Origin of the sequence: Pseudomonas cuatrocienegasensis (assembly GCF_900110925.1) — a bacterium.
Taxonomy (GTDB): domain Bacteria; phylum Pseudomonadota; class Gammaproteobacteria; order Pseudomonadales; family Pseudomonadaceae; genus Aquipseudomonas; species Aquipseudomonas cuatrocienegasensis.
In genome coordinates this window covers 223,177-245,474 of record NZ_FOFP01000001.1, presented here as the reverse complement: position 1 = coordinate 245,474, position 22,298 = coordinate 223,177, and the positions used below count along the sequence as shown (strand labels likewise).

The following is a 22,298-nucleotide window of genomic DNA, read 5'->3' as shown; positions in this document are numbered from 1 at the left end:
TGGTTTTTTGCATATTGAAACGCGCACCGCCCCCAGCACAGCACGCGTCCGGCAAAAAATGCTCTACAGTCTTGGCCTGATTCGCCGGATGGTCTATACCCGTGCAACTGCTCAACTCGCCGAAGGACTCCTGCAATGACTCAGACCATCCAGGGCCGCGTCAGCCGTGAAAAACGAGGCGCCATCATGCTGATCGGCCTGGACCGCACAGCCAAGCGCAACGCGTTCGACCTGGCCCTGCTCGATGACCTGTGCCGCGCTTACGGCGAATTCGAGCGCGACTCCCAGGCCCGCGTGGCCTTGGTGTTCGCCCATGGCGAGCATTTCACCGCAGGGCTCGATCTGGCCAATGTCGCCGCGCAGTTCGCCGCCGGCTGGCAAATCCCCGAGGGTGGCTGCGACCCATGGGGCGTATTCGGCGGACCACGGGTCAGCAAACCGGTAATAGTCGCTGCTAAAGGCTACTGCTACACCATCGGCATCGAATTGATGCTGGCTTCGGATATCAACCTCTGCGCCAGCAACACGCGCTTTGCGCAGATGGAAGTGCAGCGGGGGATCTTCCCATTCGGCGGCGCCACGCTACGCATGCACCAGGCGGCTGGCTGGGGCAATGCCATGCGCTGGCTGCTCACCGGCGATGAGTTCGATGCCCATGAAGCCTATAGGCTCAACCTGGTGCAGGAAGTGCTGGCCAGTGAAGATCTGATGCCCCGCGCGCTGTTCCTGGCCGAGCGGATTGCCGCCCAGGCACCGCTCGGTGTGGCGGCGACCCTGGCCTCTGCCCGCCTGGCGGTGACCCAGGGCGAAGCAGCGGCGGCGGCGCAGCTGCACGAAACGGTCGTGCGCCTGATGGGCAGCGACGATGCCCGCGAAGGTGTGCGCGCCATGCTCGAACGGCGCCCAGGCGACTTCAAAGGCAGTTAAGCACGCACAGCTAGGTGGCCGGGCGCAGCGCGTTGATTAGCGGCAGCAGGGAGTAGCCCAGGCGCGGAGCCAGGGCCTCGGCGCGGGCGCGCAGGCCGTCCATATCGAGCGTTTGCTCCAGATCAGCCGGCACCAGCAGCACCACGTTGCCTTCCTTGACCGGGCATTCCCAGTAGTGCCGGTGATACAGCCCGCGCAACAGCGGCGCGCCCAGCGGTTTGCCGTCATTGCCGGCCCATTGGTTGATCACCAGCCAGCCACCGGGGTTGAGCTGCTTCTGGCAGTTTTCCAGAAACCGCCAGGCCAGATGCCCAGTCGCCGGGCCATGGTCGGTGTACAGGTCGACGAACAGTAAGTCGGTTTTTTCCGCGCTTTCCAGCAATTCTTGAGCATCGCCAATGCGGATGGTCAGGCGCGGATCATCGTCCAGCCCCAAAAACTCCATGGCCAGACGCGGCACATCAGCGCGCAATTCGATGGTCTCGACATCGTCCAGGTCGAGAAAGCGCAGGCAGGCCTGGGTCAGGTTGCCAGCCCCTAGACCGAGAAACAGCGCCGTTTCGGGCGCTTCATGGCACAGCGCGCCGAGCAGCATGGCGCGGGTGTAGTCGTACTCCAGCCAACTCGGGTCAGCGGTGAACACGCAGCTCTGCTCAATGGAGTCACCGAACTCAAGGAAGCGGTAATCACCGATTTCCACCACGCGGATCACGCCGAAGGCATCGCGAACTTCGGCAAGCACCACTTCATCGGCCATATCTTCCACTGGCGGCAACCCTGGCATTGCACTGTTCTCCCACAATATTCACCCCAGCCTCATGCCGGGAAAGATCAATTGTCAGGCAAGCGCCGGCTTCGGGTCACGCGCTAATTACCTCAGCAGGGCAGCTATACATCCGGTCTATCAGCGCCATCGGCTTGAAGCCCGGCAGTGATCGGTTACCATGCCCCACCGATCACCTGCTGCCCCGATAGAGAGCCGACATGTCGCAACCCTGGAGCCCTGCAAGCTGGAGAAGCAAGCCCATCATCCAGCAGCCGCACTACCCTGATGCCGCCCAGCTGGCACGCGTCGAGCAGACCCTGGCCGGTTATCCGCCGCTGGTATTTGCCGGCGAAGCCCGCGAGCTGCGTCGCCAGTTTGCCGAAGTGACTCAGGGGCGCGCGTTTCTTTTGCAGGGCGGCGATTGCGCCGAAAGTTTCGCCGAGTTCAGTGCAGCGAAGATCCGCGACACCTTCAAGGTGCTGCTGCAGATGGCCATTGTCATGACCTTTGCCGCCGGCTGCCCGGTGGTAAAAGTCGGACGCATGGCCGGGCAGTTCGCCAAGCCGCGCTCGGCCAACGATGAAACCATCGATGGCGTGACCCTGCCGGCCTACCGTGGCGACATCGTCAACGGCATCGGCTTCGACGCCGCCAGCCGCGTGCCAGACCCGGAGCGGCTGCTGCAGGCGTACCATCAGTCCACCGCCAGCCTCAACCTGCTGCGTGCCTTTGCCCAGGGCGGTTTTGCCGACCTGCATCAGGTGCATAAATGGAACCTGGAGTTCATCGAGCACTCAGCCCTGGGCGAGAAGTACAACCAACTGGCCGACCGCATCGACGAAACCCTGACGTTTATGCGCGCCTGTGGCATGGACGGCGCGGCTCAGGTACGCGAGACCAGCTTCTTCACCGCCCACGAAGCGCTGCTGCTGAACTATGAAGAGGCCTTCGTGCGCCGCGACAGCCTCACCGGCGGCGACTATGCCTGCTCGGCGCACATGCTGTGGATCGGCGACCGCACCCGCCAGGTCGACGGCGCCCATGTCGAGTTTTTGCGCGGCGTCGGCAACCCGATCGGGGTCAAGGTAGGGCCGAGCATGACCGATGAGGACCTGATCCGCCTGATCGACATCCTCAACCCGGACAACGACCCCGGTCGTCTCAACCTGATCGTGCGCATGGGCGCGGACAAGGTCGAAGCCGGCCTGCCGCGCCTGATTCGTACCGTGCAACGCGAAGGCCGCCAGGTGCTGTGGAGCAGTGACCCGATGCACGGCAACACCATCAAGGCCTCAAGCGGCTACAAGACCCGCGACTTTGCGCAGATTCTCGCTGAGGTGAAGCAGTTCTTCGCCGTGCACCAGGCCGAGGGCAGCTACGCCGGCGGTATCCATATCGAGATGACCGGGCAGAACGTCACCGAATGCATCGGCGGTGCGCGACCAATCACCGAAGCCGGGCTGTCGGACCGCTACCACACCCACTGCGACCCACGGATGAATGCCGACCAGTCCCTGGAACTGGCGTTCCTGATCGCCGAAACCCTCAAGCAGGTGCGCCGCTAGGGGGTTAGCAGGCTCTGTGGGAGGGGCGGCGCGGCGCTTTCGCCGCGATGCGTTCAGTCGCGGCTAAAGCCCCTCCCACAGCCGCAGCAGATTATTCAGGATGCTCCATGGCGGCACCGCCCTACGCCGTCAGGCGCTCGCGCAGACGCCCCAACATGCCCATCAGGCTGCCAACCTTCTCGCGGTCATGCTCGTCGCGGGGCGGCTGGGCCAGACGGGTGACCACCTGCGCCGGTTGCGCACGCCATAACTGCGCCTGCTCGACAGCCGCCTGCAGACCCTTTTCAAACAGGCCACGGCGGATCGGTTTAGGCAGATAGCGGAAAATCTGCGCCTCGTTGATCAACTTGAGCAGCGACTGCGTGTCGCTGAACGGTGTAACCACCAGGCTCAACAAACGCGGGTGGGCCTGGGCAAGGCTTTTTAGCAAGGGCGAGACATCCTCGCCAGCCACCTGCAGGTCACTGACCACTAGATCGACCGGCTGGCTGTTGAGCAGCGCCACCGCCTCGTTCAGGGATTGCGCGCGCAGCAAGCGATGACCGTGAGCCGCACAGAACCCGGACACCACGTCGAAGGTCGGCGCCTCTTCATCCAGCAACAGCACGCTAAGCGCGTCCTGCGAGAGCACCACTGGTGCGCTCGTCACCTGCAACTGGCGCGCGGCGATCTGCGCCGCCTGGCGCAGGGTAAAAGCCATTTCCTGCTGGTCCCAGGGCTTGGTCAGGTAGCGGAAGATACCGCCACTGTTGAGCGCCTCCACGGCAGCATCCAGATCGCTGTAGCCGGTCAGCAGAATCCGCAAGGTATCGGGAGCGATCTGCTGCGCCTGGGCGAGCAGCTCGGCGCCACTCATCTGCGGCATGCGCTGGTCGCTGACGATGATATGCACCGGCTCGCTTTTCAGGCGCTGCAAGGCCCGCCGCGGATCGCTTTCGGTCAGCACTTGATAATCGCGGCGAAACTGCAGGGCCAGGCTGCGCAAAATGCGCTCTTCATCGTCGACGAACAAAATACGAATGGGCTCGCTCATATCAGGCACTCCGTTGTAGTGGCAGCGCCTGTGGGCGCGGCAGGCGGATCAGAAAGCGCGTACCGCGCCCAGGCTCGGACACTGCGCGAATCTGCCCGCCGTGGTCCTGAATGATTTTGTAGCTGATCGAAAGCCCCAAGCCAGTGCCCTCGCCTACGGGTTTGGTGGTGAAAAACGGATCGAAAATCCGCGCCAGCACCTCGGCGGTCATACCTCGCCCGGTATCACGCACGGAAATGAATACGGCACTCTCATCGGCCCAGGTTTTCACCACGATCTGGCCGAAGCCCTCGATGGCCTGGGCAGCGTTATTGAGCAGGTTGAGCAGCACCTGGTTGATCTGCGACGGCGCACAGGGCATACGCGGCAAGTCGCCAAGTTGCAGAATGGTTTCCGCCTTGTCCTTGATGCCGTTGCGGGCGATTACCAGGGCACTGCGAATACACTCGTTGAGGTCGACCTCTTCGCTCATGGCGCGGTCCAGGCGGGCGAAATCCTTGAGCCCGACCACCAGTTCGGCAATCTGCTCCAGGCCATAAAGGGTGTCGCTGAATAACTGGGTAAAGTCCTCAACCAGCAGTTCCGGGGCCGCCTTGGCGCGGGCCTCGGCGGCCGTTTCCAGGGCCTCGGCCAGGCGCGCTTCATCACACCCGGGGTCGCTCAGGCAGTCGCCCAGGGCGGCTTGCGCATCGGCCAGCTCGAACAGCGGCGCACTGAGTTCACGCAGCAACTGCACGTTGTTCGTCACATAGCCCAGCGGGGTGTTCAGCTCATGGGCGACACCGGCGACCATCTGCCCGAGAGAGGCCATCTTCTCCGACTGCACCAGTTGAGTCTGCGACTCCTTCAAGTCCACCAGGGCCTTGCGCAGCACCTGATTGCGCTGGGCAATGCGCGCTTCCATGGCCTTGAGCAGGTCCAGCACGGTGCCCAGGCCGCGGTACAGGCCCTCGGCGTCGACCAGGATAAAGTCCTCGGTGATCGGGTACTGCAGCTGCGCGGTAATCTGTTTGGCCGCCTCTTCCAGGTTGGTCTCCAGGCTGACCACCAAGGGCGCTGGGTTCATCACCTCCTCCACCGGATGGCGACCGCGCAGGTCGCGGCCAAAGCGCTGCATAAAGATATCTTGCAGCGTACTGCGGCTCACCAGCCCCAGCGGTTTGCCGGCGTCGTCGACAATTGGCAACGAGAGAAAGGCCTTGTGTTCAGGCGTCAGCAAGCGGTCTGCTACATCGGCAATGCTCATGAGCGCAGACAACGGCGCAACCGGCTTGAGCAAGCGCGCTAGAGCGCTGGCAGTGGTCATGGACAACCCCCATGTGCGTTGGGAAGCCGTCATTCAACCAGCGTCAAGTTGCCAGCATGTGACAGGCATCACAGGCGCCTCCACCAATTCGTCATTTGGCGCGTTGCGGCGAAACGACAACAACCCTGGGTAATGCACTGCAGGCCATGGTTGCCGTTTAATAGTCGGCCGGTGGGCCAAGCCTCTCCCGCAATGACCGTGCAAACCACGGCAACACCACAAACCTCAAGTTTTCGACGAATAAGGATGGCTATGCCATTGCACTTGCGCCTGCTACTGCCTGCCCTTTGTCTGGCCACGGGTTTTGCCCTGGGCTTTATTCAACTGCCTGGGCTGGCCGCTGGCGCCGCGCTGTGCGTGTTGCTGCTGTATGCCGACAGGTATTTGCCCAATGCCTTATGGACGCTCTTGAGCCTGCTGGCCTGCATCGCCCTGGCCGCGCACGCCCTACCCGGCTTTAACGCCACCCCGCTGTGGCCTGCACGGCAACTGAGCGTCGATGCGCCGCCTTATGCGCTGCGTCTGTCTTGGGACAAGCTGCTGGTGGGTGTCACGCTGCTGGTCTGGTGGCTAGGGCAACACCCGCCGCGTAAGGCGCTTTCAGCCAACGTCTGGCTGACAGCCGCACTGACCTTGCTGGGTGTGCCGCTGCTGGCAGTGATGCTGGGCGTGGTCGGTTGGCAACCGAAGTGGCCTGAACAGTTGTGGCTGTGGTTGGCAGTCAACCTGGGCGTGGCCGTGCTGGCCGAAGAACTGCTGTTTCGTGGTCTGTTGCAGAGCCGTCTGGTCGGCTGGCTCGGTGCCTGGCCCGGGATAGGCCTGACAACGCTATTGTTCGCCGCCGTGCATGCGCCTTTCAGTCCGTTATTCGCCGTAGTCGCCGGGCTCGCCGGGCTGGGCTATGGGTTGATCTTTCACTTCAGTGGCCGCATCAGCCTGGCCATCGCGTTGCATGGCGCGGTCAATCTATTGCACCTGCTGCTCTTGAGTTACCCGCTGCGCGTGGCATGACGGTAGCGCGTCGGTCCGCAAACACTGACAAGACGTGAACAGGCGCGGTATGGTGAACGTCCACTCTCTGGATAAGGGGCGCCGCCATGCCCTGGTATGCCTGGTTATTGATTATTCTCGTCATCGGCTCGCTAATCGGCGGTCTGCTGATCGTCTTGCGCACGGCCAAACCCCTGGATCTCGACGCCGAACAGCTCAAGCGGGTTCGCGAACGCAAAGCCGAGATGGAAGCCAAGGACGCTCAGGAAGCCCGCGAGCGCTAAGGCGAAACGGCGGGCCTGACGCTAATATGCTGGCGACCGAAAATCGCCTGCAACTGCCCACCCACTCGCAGTTGCTCCATCAATTCAGCGAACCGCTCCGCGCTAATAGGCGCTTCGGGACGCAGCAAGGCATGATGCTGGTAGCGCTGGTCTATTCGCTCAGAGATCAGTAGCTGCGCCTCGTACTCAGGGTAGCGCGCGAGAAAGTCGTCGATATAGGAACGCGTCACCAAGGCGATATCGGCGCGCCCATGCAGGAGCATCAGCAAGTTACTGTCATGGGAATAGGTCAGCACCACATTGAAATGTCGAGCCAGGTAGCTGGGATCGGCATTGAAGTTGGCGAAGCCGTAGTGGTAACCGTTATAAAGGGCAAGACGCTTGCCCGCCAAGTCAGCAAAATAAGTCTGCGTACGCGTCGCCTCCTGGCGCGCCACAAACACTTCGGCATCCTCAAGTCCCATGTCGATGTCACGATAGTCCATCGACTGCCAACCCCAGGCCGGGTTCTCAAATAGCGCCAGATCAATCCGCCCCGTTTCAAAGTCGCGAAAGCGCCGCGCCAGGGACGTGGGTACCGTCACAAAGCGAAAATCAGTCTGGACTCGGTTAAGTGCATCGACCAGTTGTGGCAACAGCGCGCGAGGCTGTGCGTCCTCGGTCTTCATCACGTAGGGCGGGAAATGGACCGCGCCGACATGCACGACCCGCTCCTGGGCGGAGGCAGTCACACTCAGCAGTACGGCGCAGGCACCCAGCAGGCAGGCGATTAATGGCAACAAAGGTGGCATACGACACAACATCTCTATTGGTATGTGCGCCACAGTACCTGAGGAAAATCTGACCGAACAGAGGACTTTTCAGGATTCGCGCTGACCCATCCTCACTGACGCGCACACGCCTGGCAGTGGGTTAAAGACCGAGCGCGGGCTCCTTGAACACCAACAACAGCGCCTCTTCGGCCAACTGATCCAAGCCCATAGGCCCCTCGGGGCGGAACCAGGTATTGGTCCAGCTCAATGCCCCCGTAAGAAAACGCCGCAGGATAAAAGGATCACTCTTGACGAAACCGGCAGCGCGAGCCTCCTCCAAGACGCCCAGCCACAACCCTTCGTAGATATCGCGCAACTCGAGGATGACCGCCTGGCTGGCTGGTGTCAGTGAACGCCACTCATACACCAGCACCGCCATGGCCTCACCCGTGCCGCCCATGATCGACTGCAGCTCGCAGCGGATCAGCGCCAGCACCCGGCCGCGCAGATCGCTCGCCTCGGCCAACGAAGCCTGCATCAGCGCGGTGTTGTAACGAATGGTCTCCTCCATCACCGAGCGCAGGATCTCGTCCTTACTCTTGAAGTGATGAAAGATGCTGCCGGACTGAATGCCCACGGCGCCGGCCAGGTCGCGTACGGTGGTGCGCTCATAGCCCTTGCTACGAAACAGATGCGCGGCGGTTTGCAGCAGCTTGCCACGTGCGCTGTCAGGGTCAGTGATCTGCCCCCTGGCCACCAGTTCCTGCATCACCGCCTGAGCTTGTTGATCATCCACGCACTTCATCTCCAGCGCTAGAAAGCTTGGGGGACAGCGCATGCCCTACCTGCCACCGGACCTCAGCAGATGCCCCCAAGTACTTGTCGTAATTGGTGAAATCTATTCTGCGCGGGCTGCCCAAGCAAGCGCTTGGCATAAATCAGCACAAAACAGCTTATCCAGGTCTTTTCAACCAAGCGCTTGCTTGGTATGTTCAGCTCACTATTCAGGTGTAGCGGACAGACAACAATGACCAAAACCGTACGCATCGGCTGCGCTTCCGCCTTCTGGGGCGATACCAGCACCGCCGCCGCCCAGTTGGTACAGGGCACCAAACTGGATTACCTGGTATTCGACTACCTGGCCGAAGTAACCATGTCGATCATGGCTGGCGCACGGATGAAGAAGCCCGACGCCGGCTACGCCACTGACTTCGTGGAAACCCTGGCGCCGCTGCTGGCTGATATCGCCGCCAAGAACATCCGTGTGATCAGCAACGCCGGCGGGGTCAACCCCAACGCCTGCGCCGCCGCACTGGCAGCCGCCTGTGAGCAGGCCGGGGTCAATCTGAAGATTGCCGTGCTGCACGGCGACAACCTGCTACCCAAACTCGGTGAACTGACCAAGGCCGGCACCGTGGAGATGTTCAGCGGCGCGCCTTTGCCGCCTTTCTGCGTGTCGGTCAACGCCTACCTGGGTGCACCGGGCATAGTCGAAGCACTCAAGCTCGGCGCCGATATCGTGATCACTGGCCGCGTGGTGGACAGCGCCGTGGTCAGCGCCGCCCTGGTGCATGAATTTGGCTGGAGCTGGAGCGACTACGATCAGCTCGCTCAAGCTGCATTAGCCGGGCATATCATCGAGTGCGGCGCGCAGTGCACCGGCGGCAACTTCACCGATTGGGAAAGCGTGCCGGACTACGAACATATCGGCTTCCCTGTGGTGGAAGTGGCGGCCGATGGCAGTTTTGTCGTGGCCAAGCCGGAGGGTTCCGGCGGCTTGGTCACGCTTTTTACTGTGGGCGAGCAGATGCTCTATGAAATCGGCGATCCGCGGGCCTATTACCTGCCCGATGTGCTCTGCGATTTCACCCAGGTGCAACTCAACCAGGTCGGCGAAAACCGCGTTGAGCTGAAAGGCGCACGCGGCCTGCCGCCAACCGATCAGTACAAGGTCAGCGCCACCTACCCGGATGGTTTCCGCTGCACCGCCAGTTGCCTGATGGCTGGCATCGATGCGGTGAAAAAAGCCCAGCGGGTCAGCCAGGCGATTATCAACAAGACCGAGGAAATGTTCGCCGAGCGTGGCTGGGGGCCTTACAAGGAAGTCAGCATCGAACTGCTCGGCTCCGAGGCCACCTACGGCCCCCGTGGTCAGCGCGCAGATACTCGCGAGATCGTGATCAAGATCGCCGTGCGTCACGCCAAAAAAGAAGCGCTGATCCTGTTCTCCCGCGAGATAGCCCAGGCAGCCACCGGCATGGCGCCGGGCCTGACCGGTATCGTCGGTGGTCGCCCTACGGTTTACCCGGTTATTCGTCTATTTAGCTTTCTCGCTGACAAGTCTGCCTGTCAGTTGCAGGTAGAAATTGACGGCGAACGCACAGCTGTCGCGCTGCCGCAGATCGCGGTGCTGGATAGCGCGCATATCGCTGCCGATAGTGCCGCCCCACTGCCAAGCGGCCAGGCCGACGCATGCGTACCGCTGATCAAGCTGGCCGTAGCGCGCTCTGGCGACAAGGGCAACCACAGCAATATCGGTGTAATGGCCAGAAAGCCCGAGTACTTGGCCTGGATCGCCGCTGCGCTGAGTGAGGGTGCCGTGGCCGAATGGATGCAGCACACGCTCGATGCACAAACCGGCAAGGTCAGCCGCTGGTATCTGCCGGGCAGCCATAGCCTGAATTTTTTGCTGGAGAACGCCCTGGGTGGCGGCGGCGTTGCCTCCCTGCGCATCGACCCGCAAGGCAAGGCCTTCGCCCAACAGTTGCTGGAATTCCCGATACCGGTGCCCAAGGCACTGGCGGAAACCTTGAATGGTGCGCACGGCGCACCCTACGGGGCGATGTAGGGTGTGCCGTGCGCACCGGAACCACTTAGGACAACAATAAAAATGACCTACGACTCAGTGTTTAAACCCGGCCTGTTCAGCGGCCAGACGATTATGGTCACCGGTGGCGGCAGCGGTATTGGCCGTTGCACCGCCCATGAACTGGCGCACCTGGGTGCCCACGTGGTGCTGGTGGGGCGCAAGCTGGAAAAACTCGAAGCCACCTGCGGCGAAATCATCGAAGACGGCGGCAGCGCCAGTTTTCAGGTTTGCGATATCCGTGATGAAGAAGCCGTCAAGGCCATGGTCAAAACTGTGGTCGCCGAGCGCGGGAAGATCCATCACCTGGTCAACAACGCTGGCGGCCAGTTCCCCGCGCCGCTGATCGGCATCAACCAGAAAGGCTTCGAAACCGTGGTGCGCACCAACCTGGTCGGCGGTTTTCTGATCGCCAAGGAAGTGTTCCTGCAGAGCATGAGCAAACACGGCGGCAGCATCGTCAATATGCTCGCCGACATGTGGGGCGGCATGCCGGGCATGGGCCATTCGGGCGCGGCGCGGGCCGGTATGGAGAACTTCACCAAGACTGCCGCCTATGAATGGGGCCATGCCGGGGTGCGGGTCAACGCCGTAGCGCCGGGCTGGATCGCCTCCAGCGGCATGGACACCTACCCCGAATCGATGAAAAACATGATCCGCTCGCTCAAGGATCACGTGCCGCTGCAACGCATCGGCAGCGAATCGGAAGTGGCCGCCGCCATCGTCTTCCTGCTCACGCCAGGCGCCAATTTCATCAGCGGCAACACCATCCGCATCGACGGTGCAGCGAGCCAGGGCACCCGCGCCTGGACCCTGGGCAAGGCGAAAAACAGCGAGACCTATAACGGCTTCCACCGGGCCTACGTGCCTGACGTACTCAAGGGTGAGGAGTAACGCCATGCCGGTTATCCAATCCGAGATCGATGTGCATGGCGAGGACTTCGCCAAGAACCGCGAAGCCATGCTGGCCGCCGTCGACAGCTTTCGCCAGATCGAACAGAACTGCCTGAACAAGGCAGCCGAGGCCAAAGCCAAATTTGAAAAACGCGGCCAGTTGCTGCCGCGCGAACGCCTGAACCTGCTACTCGACCCCGGCGCGCCGTTTCTCGAACTGTCGTCGCTGGCCGGCTACAAGCTGCACGACGACAAGGACGGCACCCAGGCCGGCGGCGGAATCATTTCCGGCATCGGCTATATCGCCGGGGTGCGCTGCCTGGTTACCGCCAGCAACAGCGCGATCAAGGGCGGCACCATCTCCCCCACCGGTCTGAAGAAGACCCTGCGCCTGCAGCAGATTGCCTTCGAGAACAAACTGCCGGTGGTGGCGCTGACCGAAAGCGGCGGCGCCAACCTCAACTACGCCGCGGATATCTTCGTCGAAGGCGCCCGCGGCTTTGCCAACCAGGCGCGTATGTCCGCCATGGGCTTGCCGCAGATCACCGTGGTACACGGTTCCAGCACCGCCGGCGGCGCTTACCAGCCAGGGCTGTCGGATTACGTGGTGGTGGTGCGCGGCAAAGCCAAGATGTTCCTCGCCGGCCCGCCGCTGCTAAAAGCCGCCACCGGCGAAATCGCCACCGATGAGCAACTGGGCGGCGCGGAAATGCACGCCCAGGTCGCCGGTACCGCCGAATACCTGGCGGAAAACGATGCCGATGGCGTGCGCATCGCCCGCGAAATTCTCGCCATGCTGCCGTGGAATGCCCAACTGCCGGCACGTCCGGTTAAGACCTACAGCGAGCCGCTGTATCCGGTCGACGAACTGCTCGGCCTGGTGCCGGCCGATGCCAAGAAGCCCTACGACGTGCGCGAAATTATCGCCCGCATCGCCGACGGCTCGGCGTTTCTCGACTTCAAGAACGAGTTCGACAACCAGACGGTCTGCGGCCATTTGCAGATCGAAGGCCAGCCCTGCGGCTTTATCGGCAACAACGGCCCGATCACCCCGCAAGGCGCGGCCAAGGCGGCGCAATTTATCCAGCTGTGCGAGCAGAGCAACACGCCGATTCTGTTCTTCCACAACACCACCGGCTTTATGGTCGGCACCGAGTCGGAGCAGCTCGGCGTGATCAAGCACGGCTCGAAGATGATCCAGGCGGTGGCCAACGCCACGGTGCCGAAACTGACCATAGTCGTTGGCGGTTCCTACGGTGCCGGCAACTACGCCATGTGCGGTCGCGGCCTCGACCCGCGCTTTATCTTCGCCTGGCCCAACAGCAAGACCGCCGTAATGGGCGGCGCCCAGGCCGGCAAGGTGCTGCGCATCGTCACCGAGGACAAGCACGCTAAGGAAGGCAAGGAAGCCGATCCGAAGATGCTCGACATGCTCGAGCAGGTCACTGCGCAAAAACTAGACAGCCAATCCACCGCGCTCTACGGCACCGCCAGCCTGTGGGACGACGGCCTGATCGACCCACGCGATACGCGCAAGCTGCTCGGCTACCTGCTGGATATCTGTGCAGAGGCCAACCTGCGTTCACTGAAGAAGAGCAGCTTCGGCGTGGCGAGATTCTGACCTCAATACAAGATCCGGTGCGCACGGCGCACCCTACGGAGAACAACAATGATCTTCACCCAAGAACACGAAGAGCTGCGCCGCACGGTCCGTAACTTTGTCGACAAGGACATCAACCCCCACGTCGAGCAGTGGGAAAAGGACGGCCGCTTTCCGATCCACGAAATCTTCAAGAAAGCTGGCGACCTCGGCCTGCTGGGCATCTCCAAACCGGAGAAATTCGGCGGCATGGGCCTGGACTACAGCTACTCGATCGTCGCAGCTGAAGAGTTTGGCACCATCATCTGCGGCGGCATACCGATGTCCATCGGCGTGCAGACCGATATGTGCACCCCGGCCCTGGCGCGCTTTGGCTCCGATGAGCTGCGCGAGGAGTTCCTCAAGCCGGCGATTAGCGGCGAGATGGTCGGTTGTATCGGCGTCTCCGAAGTCGGCGCCGGCTCCGATGTCGCCGGGCTGAAAACCACGGCCAAGAAAGATGGCAGCGACTATGTGATCAACGGCAGCAAGATGTGGATCACCAACTCGCCCTCGGCTGACTTTATCTGCCTGCTGGCCAATACCTCGGACGACAAGCCGCACAAAAACAAATCGCTGATCATGGTGCCGATGAACACGCCGGGCATTACCCTCAGCCCGCACCTGGACAAGCTCGGCATGCGCAGCTCGGAGACCGCCCAGGTGTTCTTCGACAACGTGCGTGTGCCGCAGCGCTACCGCATCGGCCACGAAGGCGCGGGTTTTATGATGCAGATGCTGCAGTTCCAGGAAGAACGCCTGTTCGGCGCGGCCAATATGATCAAGGGCCTGGAGCACTGCATCAACAGCACCATCGACTACTGCAAGCAGCGGCATACCTTCGGCAGTCCCCTGATCGACAACCAGGTCATCCACTTCCGCATGGCCGAGCTGCAGACCGAGATCGAGTGCCTGCGCGCCCTGGTCTATCAGGCCACCGAGCAGTACGTGCGCGGCCGTGACGTCACCAACCTGGCCTCCATGGCCAAGCTCAAGGCCGGACGCCTCGGCCGTGAAGTCACCGACAGCTGCCTGCAGTACTGGGGTGGCATGGGCTTTATATGGGACAACCCGGTCTCGCGCGCCTACCGCGATGTGCGCCTGGTCAGCATCGGCGGCGGTGCCGACGAAATCATGCTGGGCATTATCTGCAAGCTGATGGGCATTCTGCCGGGGAAAAAGAAGGGCTGAACCGTAGGGTCTGTTCCCGTTTCGTTCGCGGCCGCGCCGAAACGGGAACAGACCCTAGGGTGGATGTCGCTTTTTACATCCACCAAACCGCTGCTCGGTGGGTCGATAAAGCGCGATCCACCCTACGGCCACCTTCCCCTTGCGAATACATCAAGGAGCCTGCCATGGCTGACCTACCGAACTGCGAAACCCTGCTGCTTAACCTCGACGCGGGCGTGCTGCATATCACCCTCAATCGCCCGGACAGCCGCAACGCCATGAGCCTGGCCATGGTCAAGGAACTGCGCGCAGTCCTGGAAAGCCTGCGCAATGACCCAAGCGTGCGCGCCATTGTGCTGCGCGGTGCCGGTGGGCACTTCTGTGCCGGTGGCGATATCAAGGATATGGCCGGTGCTCGTGCGGCCGGTGGCGATGCCTACCGCAGCCTTAACCGCGCCTTCGGCAGCCTGCTGGAAGAAGCGCAGAGCGCGCCACAGGTGCTGATCGCCGTGCTCGAAGGCGCCGTGCTGGGTGGCGGTTTCGGCCTGGCCTGCGTGTCGGATATCGCCATCTGCCAGCAGGACGCCAAGTTCGGCCTGCCGGAAACCACCCTGGGGATTCTACCGGCGCAGATAGCGCCCTTTGTGGTGCGGCGCATCGGTCTGACCCAGACCCGTCGTCTGGCCCTTACCGCCGCCCGCTTCAATGGCAGCGAGGCCGAACGCCTGGGCCTGGTGCATTTCAGCGAAGCCGATAGCGAAGCCGTCGACGCCCGTTTGCACCAGGTAATTGGCCAGGTGCGCCAATGCGCGCCGCAAGCCAATGCCCAGACCAAGACCCTGCTGCTGGCCGCAGAACACGAAGCACTCGGCCCACTGCTGGACCGCGCCGCCGAACAGTTTGCCGCGGCAGTAACCGGCGCCGAAGGCGTCGAGGGCACCATGGCCTTTATGCAAAAACGTGCGCCGAAATGGGCGCAGTAGAACGTAGGGTGGATGTCGCTTTTTACATCCACCGAAACACCGCACGGTGGATCGATAAAGCGTGATCCACGGGGTGGCCATCCACCCTACACGAGCCAAGTCCGTAGCCCAGCAGGAGCACCCAGATGCCCGCCTTTAACAAGATTCTGATCGCCAACCGCGGGGAAATCGCCTGCCGGGTGATGCGCACCGCCCAGGACCTCGGCTACCGCACCGTGGCCGTGTACTCGGAGGCCGATGCCGACGCACGTCATGTGCAGCAAGCCGATGAAGCCGTGTGCATCGGCCCGGCTCAGGTCAACCAGTCCTATCTGCTGATCGCCAATATCATCGATGCGGCGCAGAAAACCGGGGCTGACGCGATCCACCCTGGCTACGGCTTTCTCTCGGAAAACGCCGACTTCGCCCGCGCCTGTGAGGCCGCCGGCATCGTGTTTATCGGCCCGACCGTAGAAGCCATCCACCTGATGGGCAGCAAGCGCCTGTCGAAGATCGCCATGCTCGAAGCCGGCGTGCCGTGCATTCCCGGTTTTGAGGGCGCAGCCCAGGACGATGAAACCCTGAGCCGCGAAGCTGAGCGCATCGGTTACCCATTGATGATCAAGGCCAGTGCTGGTGGCGGTGGCCGTGGCATGCGTCTGGTGCATGAATCTGGCGAACTGCTGGCGCAGATCCGCACCGCCCGTTCCGAGGCGCAGAACGCCTTTGGCAGCGGCGAGCTGATTCTCGAACGTGCGGTGATCCAGCCGCGCCATGTGGAAATCCAGGTATTCGGCGACCAGCACGGCAGCATCGTTTATCTCGGCGAGCGCGACTGCTCGGTGCAGCGTCGCCACCAGAAGGTGGTCGAGGAAGCGCCCTGCCCGGTGATGACGCCCGAACTGCGCCAGGCCATGGGCGAGGCGGCGGTGAAAGCGGCAGCGTCAGTGAACTACGTCGGCGCCGGCACCGTGGAGTTTCTCCTCGATCAGAGCGGTGAATTCTTCTTTCTGGAAATGAACACTCGCCTGCAGGTCGAGCACCCGGTTACCGAACTGATCACCGGGCAAGACCTAGTCGCCTGGCAGATTCGCGTAGCCGAAGGCCAGCCGCTACCGCTCAAGCAGGACGAGATTCGTCTGACCGGCCACGCCATGGAAGTGCGCCTGTACGCTGAGGACGCCACGCAGAACTTCCTCCCGCAGACCGGCACCGCCCTGCGCTGGGAGCCGGCACTGCGCGACGGCATTCGCATCGACCACGGCCTGGTCGAGGGCCAGGCCATTACGCCGTTCTACGACCCGATGCTGGCCAAGGTCATCGCTTACGGAGCAACCCGCGAAGAAGCGCGGCGCAAGCTGGTGCGCGCGGTGGAGGATTGCGTGCTGCTGGGCGTCAACGGCAACCAGCGCTTTCTCGCCAACCTGCTCAGCCACCCCGAGTTTGCCGCCGGTAACGCCACCACCGCATTTATCGCCGAGCATTTCGCCAGCGACCCAAGCCTAAGCCCGCAGCCACCCAGGGCCTGCGAACTGGCAGCCGCAGCCGCCCTGCTGTTCCAGCAATCGGCCAATGCCCGCGCGCATCAACCGGGCCTGTCCGGCTGGCGCAATGCCGGCAGCGCGCCCTGGCGGTTTCTGCTCAAGCAGGGCGAGCAGACCTTCGCCGTGGAGCTGCACGTGCAGGCCGACGGCCCACAACCCAGCCTGCTGGCCACGATTGGCGAGCAGCAGGTCAGCCTCAACCTGCTGGCCAGCGACGGCCGCTGGGCTACCCTGGAGCTGGACGGTATTCGCCAGCGCCTGGCCTATCACCTGGCCGGCGACAATCTCTGGCTGTACGGCCATAGCGGCAACCTGCAGCTGACCGATATCACTCATTTGCCAGTCAGCAGCGCCACCGGTGCAGGCTCGGGCAGTGTCAAGGCGCCGATGGACGGTGCGATTGTCGAAGTGCTGGTCGAGGAAGGCGCCACGGTCAGCAAGGGCCAGCTGCTGCTGGTGCTGGAAGCGATGAAGATGGAACACCCGCTCAAGGCCAGCATCGACGGCGTGGTGCGCCGCATTGGCGTCAGCCGTGGTGATCAGGTGAAGAACCGCCAGCTTTTGGTGGAAATCGAAGCCGTAGACGCCTGCCCGTAGGGTGGATGACGCTTCACCCATCCACCACTGCGCCATCCAGGTGGATGAAAAAACGTCAGCTACGCACCCCGATCCACCCTACATAAAAATAAAAGTGGAGAAGCCCTATGTCACTGCAAGGCAAAACCCTGTTTATCACCGGCGCCAGCCGTGGCATCGGCCGTGAAATCGCCCTGCGCGCCGCACGCGACGGCGCCAATATCGTAATTGCGGCGAAAAGCGCCGAGCCCCACGCCAAACTGCCCGGCACTATCCACTCGGTGGCTGCCGAGGTCGAGCAAGCCGGCGGCAAAGCCCTGGCCCTGCAGGTCGATGTGCGTGACGAGAACGCGGTAAAAGCGGCCATGGCCCAGGCCGCTGAGCATTTCGGCGGTATCGACGCGCTGATCAACAACGCCGGCGCCATCAAACTTGTCGGTGTGGAAAAGCTGGAGCCCAAGCGCTTCGACCTGATGTTCCAGATCAACACCCGTGCGGTGATGGTCTGCAGCCAGGCCGCCCTGCCCTATTTGAAAGAAAGCGGCTCCGCCGCGGGGAAACAGAGTGCCAGCGGGCATATCCTTAACCTGTCGCCACCGCTGAATATGGACAGCAAGTGGTTTGCCCAACATGGTCCCTACACCGTGACCAAATACGGCATGAGCATGCTCACGCTGGGTATGAGCGAGGAGTTCAAGAAGTACGGCATCAGCGTCAACTCACTGTGGCCGAAAACCATGATTGCCACCGCCGCCATCGAGTTCGAGCTGGGCAGCCGCGACGCCTTCAAGCGCGCCCGCACCCCTGCCATCATGGCCGATGCCGCCCACGCCATTCTCAACAGCAGCGGCCGTAGCATCACGGGCCGATTACTGATCGACGAAGACATTCTGCGCGAGCAGGGTGTCAGCGAGTTCGAGCACTATCGCTTTGATCCAGCGGGTGGTGCGCTGATTGCGGATCTGTTTATCGACTGAGCCCAGCGTCTGCTGCTGACTGCTGGTCTATGCTGATGCCAGGCCGCAGATAATACTTATGCGATAACAATACCTGCACAATGCCGCTATATACTGGATGAGACAGTCGCACGCAGGGAGCACCGCGAAGAACACCCCTGCCGCACAGCTCGCATTGCTCGCCTGGCTCTTGCCTGGCCACTCAGGGGAAATCATGAATCAAGCATTTCGTGTCGTATGGAGCAACGCCCGCAATACCTTCGTTGTGGTCGATGAATACACCAGCGCGCGTGGTAAGCGCGGAGGCTGCACCCGCCTGCTCACCAGCGTAGCACTTGCCCTGACGGCAGCAGGAACAGCCCAGGCTACCCCAGGTATTTGCGGGGCAGGCAATAACGCCATCAGCAGCGACGAATCCTACAGTTGCTACCTATACGGCAATGACAGCCTGACAGTGACTGAATCCGGCAGCATCATTACAGCCAATGAGTCAGCCGTTTTTAGCGACAACGGTTTCGGCAGCATCAGCAATGCTGGGGAAATCCGTAATACCGACGGCACCTATTACCTGGACGGATCGGGTATTTATCTACAAGCCAGCGGCAGCAGTATCAGCAACCTGGCAGGCGCCACCATCGAAGGTTCCTTCGTCGGCATTACTCTGGATGGGCTGATGCAAACGGTGACGCTCGATAGCCTCAGCAATGCCGGCACCATCACCGGAGGCACCGGTATCCTGGCGACCGGAGATGTGGGCATCAGCACCATCGTCAACAGCGGCACCATCAGCGGCATCGGTAATGATGGTGTCGGCATTGGTATTGATACTGGCACGACCATCGACTCAGTCAGCAACAGCGGCACCATCAATGGCACCCTGGCGGGCATTCAGGTCTATGACAGCACTATCGGTGTGATCAATAACAGTGGCACCATTTCCGCAGTGCACTACGCAATCAGCGACCTGAGTTTCAGTGGTATCTCCGCAATCAACATCACAGGCAACAGCGCACGCCTGGTGGGCGACGTTGATGCAGGCAACAGTCTCTTCACCCTCAAGTCTGGCGCAGTTTTCAGCAATGAAAATGCCATCAGCGTCGACCGCTTTGTAATCGAGAACGGTGCCACACTCAGGATGGGCGCGGGCCTCAGCACGTCCAGCACGATGGACGACGGCATCTTTGCCTTCACCGGCTTTAGCAACGCGGGAACCCTTAGCCTGGCGGCTGGCGTCACCGGCACTATTTATGGCGATTACACCCAGGCCAGCAGCGGCGCCTTGCGCATAGGCGTGAGCGATGACAGCACCTACGGCAAGCTGGTGGTCGACGGCACCGCCACCCTGGCCAGCAATGCCAAGCTTGAGGTGGACGTAAGCAATCCGGATTACCAGTTCAGTGCCAGCACGCTCAACGACGTACTCAGCGCCAACAACTTGATCAGTGACGGCACCTTCGCTGTCAGCGATAACTCCCAGCTGTTCAACTTTGGCGCAATCAAGGACGGCAATACCGTCGACTTGACGCTGACCAAGGCCGCCAGCGTGCTCGACAGCGTTATCAGCACCGGCAACAGCCCGGCACAAGGCGCAGCCCAAGTGCTCGACAATGCGCTAAGTGCAGATCCGACGGGCGAATTGGCGTCCAACTTCGTCGGCCTGACCAGCGAGCAGGAGGTCTCCGACGCTGTCACCTCTACGCTACCCACCGTCGCAGGCAACACCAGCAATGCCACCAGCAGTACCCTGGCTGGCATCAACCGGGTGGTTCAGGCGCATCAGGACAACAACAGTGGCCTCTCCTCAGGTGACGCCGTTGCAGAAGGAAACCTGTGGATCAAGACCTTCGGCTCCTGGGCCGAGCAAGACCCGCGCAACGGTATCTCCGGCTACGACGCCGATACCCAGGGACTGGTTATCGGCGCCGACACGGCCATGTCCGAGAATACCCGCCTCGGCCTGGCTTTCGCGTATGCGCAGACCGACCTGGACAACGACTCGCGGGTTGCCCCACAAAGTGCGCAAATCGACACCTTCCAACTGATTGGCTACGGCAGCTATGCCCTGGGCGTCGACACCGAGCTGAACTTCCAACTCGATGCTGGGCAGAACCGCAGCGAAGGCAAGCGCCATATGCCGTTTGCCGATGCCACCGCCACAGCAGATTACGATGGCTATAACATTCATGCTGGCATTGGTATCGGGCACAACATGCGCCTGTCCGAGCAGTTGACCTTCGTGCCATCGGCCCGCGCCGACTACACCTGGATCGGTACTGACGCCTATCGCGAGAAGGGCGCAGGTGCACTTAATCTGGACGTCGACAGCAACGACAGCGAGGAACTGCTGCTCAGTATCGACGGCAAGCTCAACTACGCGCTGAGCGAAGCCACCGTACTCAGTGCCAACATTGGTGCCGGCTATGACGTGATAGACGAGGACAGCGCGATTACCTCCAGCTACGCTGGCGCACCGGGGGCAGCCTTCAAGACATCGGGCATGGACATGGAACCCTGGCTGGCACGCACAGGCCTGGGGCTGACTCACACCCTGGCCGGCGGGACCGAAGTCAGCCTGCGCTACGACGCTGAAGTGCGCAGTGATTTCACCAACCAGGGTGCGTCACTTAAAGCACGCTGGGCGTTCTAAATACTCTGCCGCAGAGCAAAGGCCGCGATATAGATCGTGGCCTTTGTGTTTATCGGACAGGCATACTGAACGGCTCCACTAGGGTCTGTTGACGTTTCGTCGTGAGCCGCGTTGCCGCGAAAAATCTCACCAGGCTAGGCGGAGGACGCAGGGAATGGTTGTTCCCTTGCCAAGTCCTCCAACACCGCATGGCGAGATTTTGCGCGCAACCTAGGCGGCCCCACCCGAAGGGCCGGGCCCGTTTTAGCGCGATGCTGCGTTTCTCGATGGCTCATTTAGCCAGCTAAACCTCGCATCTCGTGCCTTGCCTCGCGCTAAAACTGGCTCCGGCGCGGCCGCGAACGAAACGTCAACAGACCCTAGCACTGATAAACGAAATGGAACAACGCCCCGCTCTACACGCTAAAGCCCAGCTGCTCTGCGGTTTTCCTGAAGTTGTGCGGTGTGCCTATTCGGATGGGGGGCTTATCCATCCATGCGCTTGAGCTATCTCCCAGCACTGCTCGGTGCGGCACTTCTAGCGGCCTGCACCTCCTTCCCCAGCCCCGACCAACGCCGCCAACAAGCAGCCGATCTGGCGCAAGGGCAATCTTGGCAGGCGCTGCAGCTACAGGCCGGAATATTCCGACTGCAAGCCTATGCGCCGCGGGCTACGAGCGAGGTCTTGACGATCTACCTGGAAGGCGACGGCTTCGCCTGGCGCAACGCTCGCCAGCCTTCATCGGACCCGACACCCCTCAACCCGCTTGCCCTGCGCTTGGCTCTGGCGCAGCCCAGCGGCACAGCCGCTTACCTGGGCCGCCCCTGCCAGTATCTGGATAACGAGCGAGCCCCCTGCCATAAGCGCTACTGGACTGACGCACGCTTCGCCGAAGCGGTGGTGCACAGCCTCGACCAAGCTGCCAGTCAGTTGAAAAGCCGAGCAGGCGCGCAACGTCTGGTGCTGGTTGGCTATTCCGGTGGCGGTGCTCTGGCTCTGCTTCTGGCAGCACGGCGCAACGATGTGCAACGCGTGATCACGGTCGCCGGTAATCTCGATCACGCCGCCTGGACCCGTCATCATCGGATCACACCCCTGCAGAACTCACTCAACCCGGCGCAACTGCGTCAGCACCTGGCAGGCATGGAGCAGACCCATCTACTGGGTGAGCAGGACCGGGTAATACCGCCCCATTTGGTCGAAGCCTTCGTTGCAGGCTATCCACCAGGCCATCGCGCCCAGGTAAAGGTGCTGGCGGATTATGACCACCACTGCTGCTGGGCGCAGGACTGGGCAAGGTTATGGCGACTAATCAATCCGTGATCTGGCGAGCAACCTTAAGCGCCGCCAGCTGCGCAACAGATGACGCACAAGCGAAAAACACCTGCCACCCGACCTGAATCAACTGACTGACCTAACAGCTGGCGCTTGCGCAAAGGCT

General features: G+C 61.8%; 18 protein-coding genes. 13 read left to right on the top strand and 5 right to left on the bottom strand.

The window, feature by feature from the left end; genetic code table 11:
- Positions 1 to 135 precede the first annotated feature (135 nt).
- Positions 136 to 927 carry a crotonase/enoyl-CoA hydratase family protein gene (locus tag BMW49_RS01200; protein WP_069516921.1) on the top strand — a complete coding sequence of 264 codons (792 nt, stop codon included), beginning with the start codon at positions 136 to 138 and terminating at the stop codon, positions 925 to 927.
- 10 nt (positions 928 to 937) lie between these two features.
- Here the strand turns inward: BMW49_RS01200 and BMW49_RS01195 are convergent, their stop codons facing one another.
- Complete coding sequence (locus tag BMW49_RS01195) at positions 938 to 1,711, bottom strand: spermidine synthase (protein WP_069516922.1); 774 nt, start codon at positions 1,709 to 1,711, stop codon at positions 938 to 940.
- Positions 1,712 to 1,911: 200 nt separating this feature from the next.
- On the opposite strand from BMW49_RS01195, the gene BMW49_RS01190 reads away from it, so the two are divergent.
- A complete protein-coding gene (locus tag BMW49_RS01190) occupies positions 1,912 to 3,258 on the top strand; it encodes a class II 3-deoxy-7-phosphoheptulonate synthase (RefSeq protein WP_069516923.1) in 1,347 nt (448 codons plus the stop codon).
- 121 nt (positions 3,259 to 3,379) lie between these two features.
- Here BMW49_RS01190 and BMW49_RS01185 read toward each other — a convergent pair whose 3' ends face one another.
- Positions 3,380 to 4,291, bottom strand: coding sequence for a response regulator (locus BMW49_RS01185; RefSeq protein ID WP_069516924.1), 912 nt, complete (start codon positions 4,289 to 4,291; stop codon positions 3,380 to 3,382).
- Between the two features lies 1 nt (position 4,292).
- Positions 4,293 to 5,597 carry an ATP-binding protein gene (locus tag BMW49_RS01180; RefSeq protein ID WP_069516925.1) on the bottom strand — a complete coding sequence of 435 codons (1,305 nt, stop codon included), beginning with the start codon at positions 5,595 to 5,597 and terminating at the stop codon, positions 4,293 to 4,295.
- Positions 5,598 to 5,849: 252 nt separating this feature from the next.
- Between BMW49_RS01180 and BMW49_RS01175 the strand changes: the two genes are divergently transcribed.
- Together BMW49_RS01175 and BMW49_RS01170 are read left to right on the top strand one after the other, a co-directional pair.
- Positions 5,850 to 6,608 (top strand): CPBP family intramembrane glutamic endopeptidase, encoded by a 759-nt coding sequence (locus BMW49_RS01175; RefSeq protein ID WP_069516926.1) that lies wholly within the window; start codon positions 5,850 to 5,852, stop codon positions 6,606 to 6,608.
- Positions 6,609 to 6,694: 86 nt separating this feature from the next.
- Positions 6,695 to 6,871, top strand: coding sequence for a DUF2897 family protein (locus tag BMW49_RS01170; protein WP_069516927.1), 177 nt, complete (start codon positions 6,695 to 6,697; stop codon positions 6,869 to 6,871).
- On the opposite strand, the gene BMW49_RS01165 is transcribed toward BMW49_RS01170, so the two are convergent.
- Both BMW49_RS01165 and BMW49_RS01160 read right to left on the bottom strand, forming a co-directional pair.
- Positions 6,868 to 7,662 carry a substrate-binding periplasmic protein gene (locus BMW49_RS01165; protein ID WP_069516928.1) on the bottom strand — a complete coding sequence of 265 codons (795 nt, stop codon included), beginning with the start codon at positions 7,660 to 7,662 and terminating at the stop codon, positions 6,868 to 6,870. The two genes, BMW49_RS01170 and BMW49_RS01165, sit on opposite strands and share 4 nt — an antisense overlap.
- 121 nt (positions 7,663 to 7,783) lie before the next feature.
- Positions 7,784 to 8,419 (bottom strand): TetR/AcrR family transcriptional regulator, encoded by a 636-nt coding sequence (locus BMW49_RS01160; protein WP_069516929.1) that lies wholly within the window; start codon positions 8,417 to 8,419, stop codon positions 7,784 to 7,786.
- Positions 8,420 to 8,650: 231 nt separating this feature from the next.
- Between BMW49_RS01160 and BMW49_RS01155 the strand changes: the two genes are divergently transcribed.
- The 9 genes from BMW49_RS01155 (at position 8,651) to BMW49_RS01115 (ending at position 22,180) form a co-directional block, all read left to right on the top strand.
- A complete protein-coding gene (locus BMW49_RS01155; protein WP_069516930.1) occupies positions 8,651 to 10,471 on the top strand; it encodes an acyclic terpene utilization AtuA family protein in 1,821 nt (606 codons plus the stop codon).
- A 42-nt stretch (positions 10,472 to 10,513) separates the two neighbouring features.
- Positions 10,514 to 11,383, top strand: a complete 870-nt coding sequence (locus tag BMW49_RS01150; RefSeq protein ID WP_069516931.1) for an SDR family oxidoreductase — start codon at positions 10,514 to 10,516, stop codon at positions 11,381 to 11,383.
- Between the two features lie 4 nt (positions 11,384 to 11,387).
- Positions 11,388 to 13,004: a geranyl-CoA carboxylase subunit beta gene (atuC, locus tag BMW49_RS01145; protein WP_069516932.1), complete on the top strand. Its 1,617-nt coding sequence runs from the start codon at positions 11,388 to 11,390 to the stop codon at positions 13,002 to 13,004.
- Between the two features lie 48 nt (positions 13,005 to 13,052).
- Positions 13,053 to 14,213 carry a citronellyl-CoA dehydrogenase gene (gene atuD, locus BMW49_RS01140; RefSeq protein ID WP_069516933.1) on the top strand — a complete coding sequence of 387 codons (1,161 nt, stop codon included), beginning with the start codon at positions 13,053 to 13,055 and terminating at the stop codon, positions 14,211 to 14,213.
- Positions 14,214 to 14,377: 164 nt separating this feature from the next.
- Positions 14,378 to 15,175, top strand: coding sequence for an enoyl-CoA hydratase/isomerase family protein (locus tag BMW49_RS01135; protein WP_069516934.1), 798 nt, complete (start codon positions 14,378 to 14,380; stop codon positions 15,173 to 15,175).
- 125 nt (positions 15,176 to 15,300) lie between these two features.
- Positions 15,301 to 17,295, top strand: coding sequence for an acetyl/propionyl/methylcrotonyl-CoA carboxylase subunit alpha (locus tag BMW49_RS01130; protein ID WP_069516935.1), 1,995 nt, complete (start codon positions 15,301 to 15,303; stop codon positions 17,293 to 17,295).
- A gap of 107 nt (positions 17,296 to 17,402) precedes the next feature.
- Positions 17,403 to 18,251 (top strand): SDR family oxidoreductase, encoded by an 849-nt coding sequence (locus tag BMW49_RS01125; RefSeq protein ID WP_069516936.1) that lies wholly within the window; start codon positions 17,403 to 17,405, stop codon positions 18,249 to 18,251.
- A gap of 193 nt (positions 18,252 to 18,444) precedes the next feature.
- Positions 18,445 to 20,877, top strand: coding sequence for an autotransporter domain-containing protein (locus tag BMW49_RS01120; RefSeq protein ID WP_069516937.1), 2,433 nt, complete (start codon positions 18,445 to 18,447; stop codon positions 20,875 to 20,877).
- Positions 20,878 to 21,541: 664 nt separating this feature from the next.
- Positions 21,542 to 22,180, top strand: a complete 639-nt coding sequence (locus tag BMW49_RS01115; protein ID WP_244168293.1) for a dienelactone hydrolase family protein — start codon at positions 21,542 to 21,544, stop codon at positions 22,178 to 22,180.
- The last annotated feature ends 118 nt before the right edge of the window (positions 22,181 to 22,298 follow it).

Coding starts and splice junctions, on each gene's coding strand:
- BMW49_RS01200 (WP_069516921.1), top strand. CDS start 136: ATGACTCAGACCATCCAGGGCCGCGTCAGCCGTGAAAAACGAGGCGCC.
- BMW49_RS01195 (WP_069516922.1), bottom strand. CDS start 1,711: ATGCCAGGGTTGCCGCCAGTGGAAGATATGGCCGATGAAGTGGTGCTT.
- BMW49_RS01190 (WP_069516923.1), top strand. CDS start 1,912: ATGTCGCAACCCTGGAGCCCTGCAAGCTGGAGAAGCAAGCCCATCATC.
- BMW49_RS01185 (WP_069516924.1), bottom strand. CDS start 4,291: ATGAGCGAGCCCATTCGTATTTTGTTCGTCGACGATGAAGAGCGCATT.
- BMW49_RS01180 (WP_069516925.1), bottom strand. CDS start 5,597: ATGACCACTGCCAGCGCTCTAGCGCGCTTGCTCAAGCCGGTTGCGCCG.
- BMW49_RS01175 (WP_069516926.1), top strand. CDS start 5,850: ATGCCATTGCACTTGCGCCTGCTACTGCCTGCCCTTTGTCTGGCCACG.
- BMW49_RS01170 (WP_069516927.1), top strand. CDS start 6,695: ATGCCCTGGTATGCCTGGTTATTGATTATTCTCGTCATCGGCTCGCTA.
- BMW49_RS01165 (WP_069516928.1), bottom strand. CDS start 7,662: ATGCCACCTTTGTTGCCATTAATCGCCTGCCTGCTGGGTGCCTGCGCC.
- BMW49_RS01155 (WP_069516930.1), top strand. CDS start 8,651: ATGACCAAAACCGTACGCATCGGCTGCGCTTCCGCCTTCTGGGGCGAT.
- BMW49_RS01150 (WP_069516931.1), top strand. CDS start 10,514: ATGACCTACGACTCAGTGTTTAAACCCGGCCTGTTCAGCGGCCAGACG.
- atuC (WP_069516932.1), top strand. CDS start 11,388: ATGCCGGTTATCCAATCCGAGATCGATGTGCATGGCGAGGACTTCGCC.
- atuD (WP_069516933.1), top strand. CDS start 13,053: ATGATCTTCACCCAAGAACACGAAGAGCTGCGCCGCACGGTCCGTAAC.
- BMW49_RS01135 (WP_069516934.1), top strand. CDS start 14,378: ATGGCTGACCTACCGAACTGCGAAACCCTGCTGCTTAACCTCGACGCG.
- BMW49_RS01130 (WP_069516935.1), top strand. CDS start 15,301: ATGCCCGCCTTTAACAAGATTCTGATCGCCAACCGCGGGGAAATCGCC.
- BMW49_RS01125 (WP_069516936.1), top strand. CDS start 17,403: ATGTCACTGCAAGGCAAAACCCTGTTTATCACCGGCGCCAGCCGTGGC.
- BMW49_RS01120 (WP_069516937.1), top strand. CDS start 18,445: ATGAATCAAGCATTTCGTGTCGTATGGAGCAACGCCCGCAATACCTTC.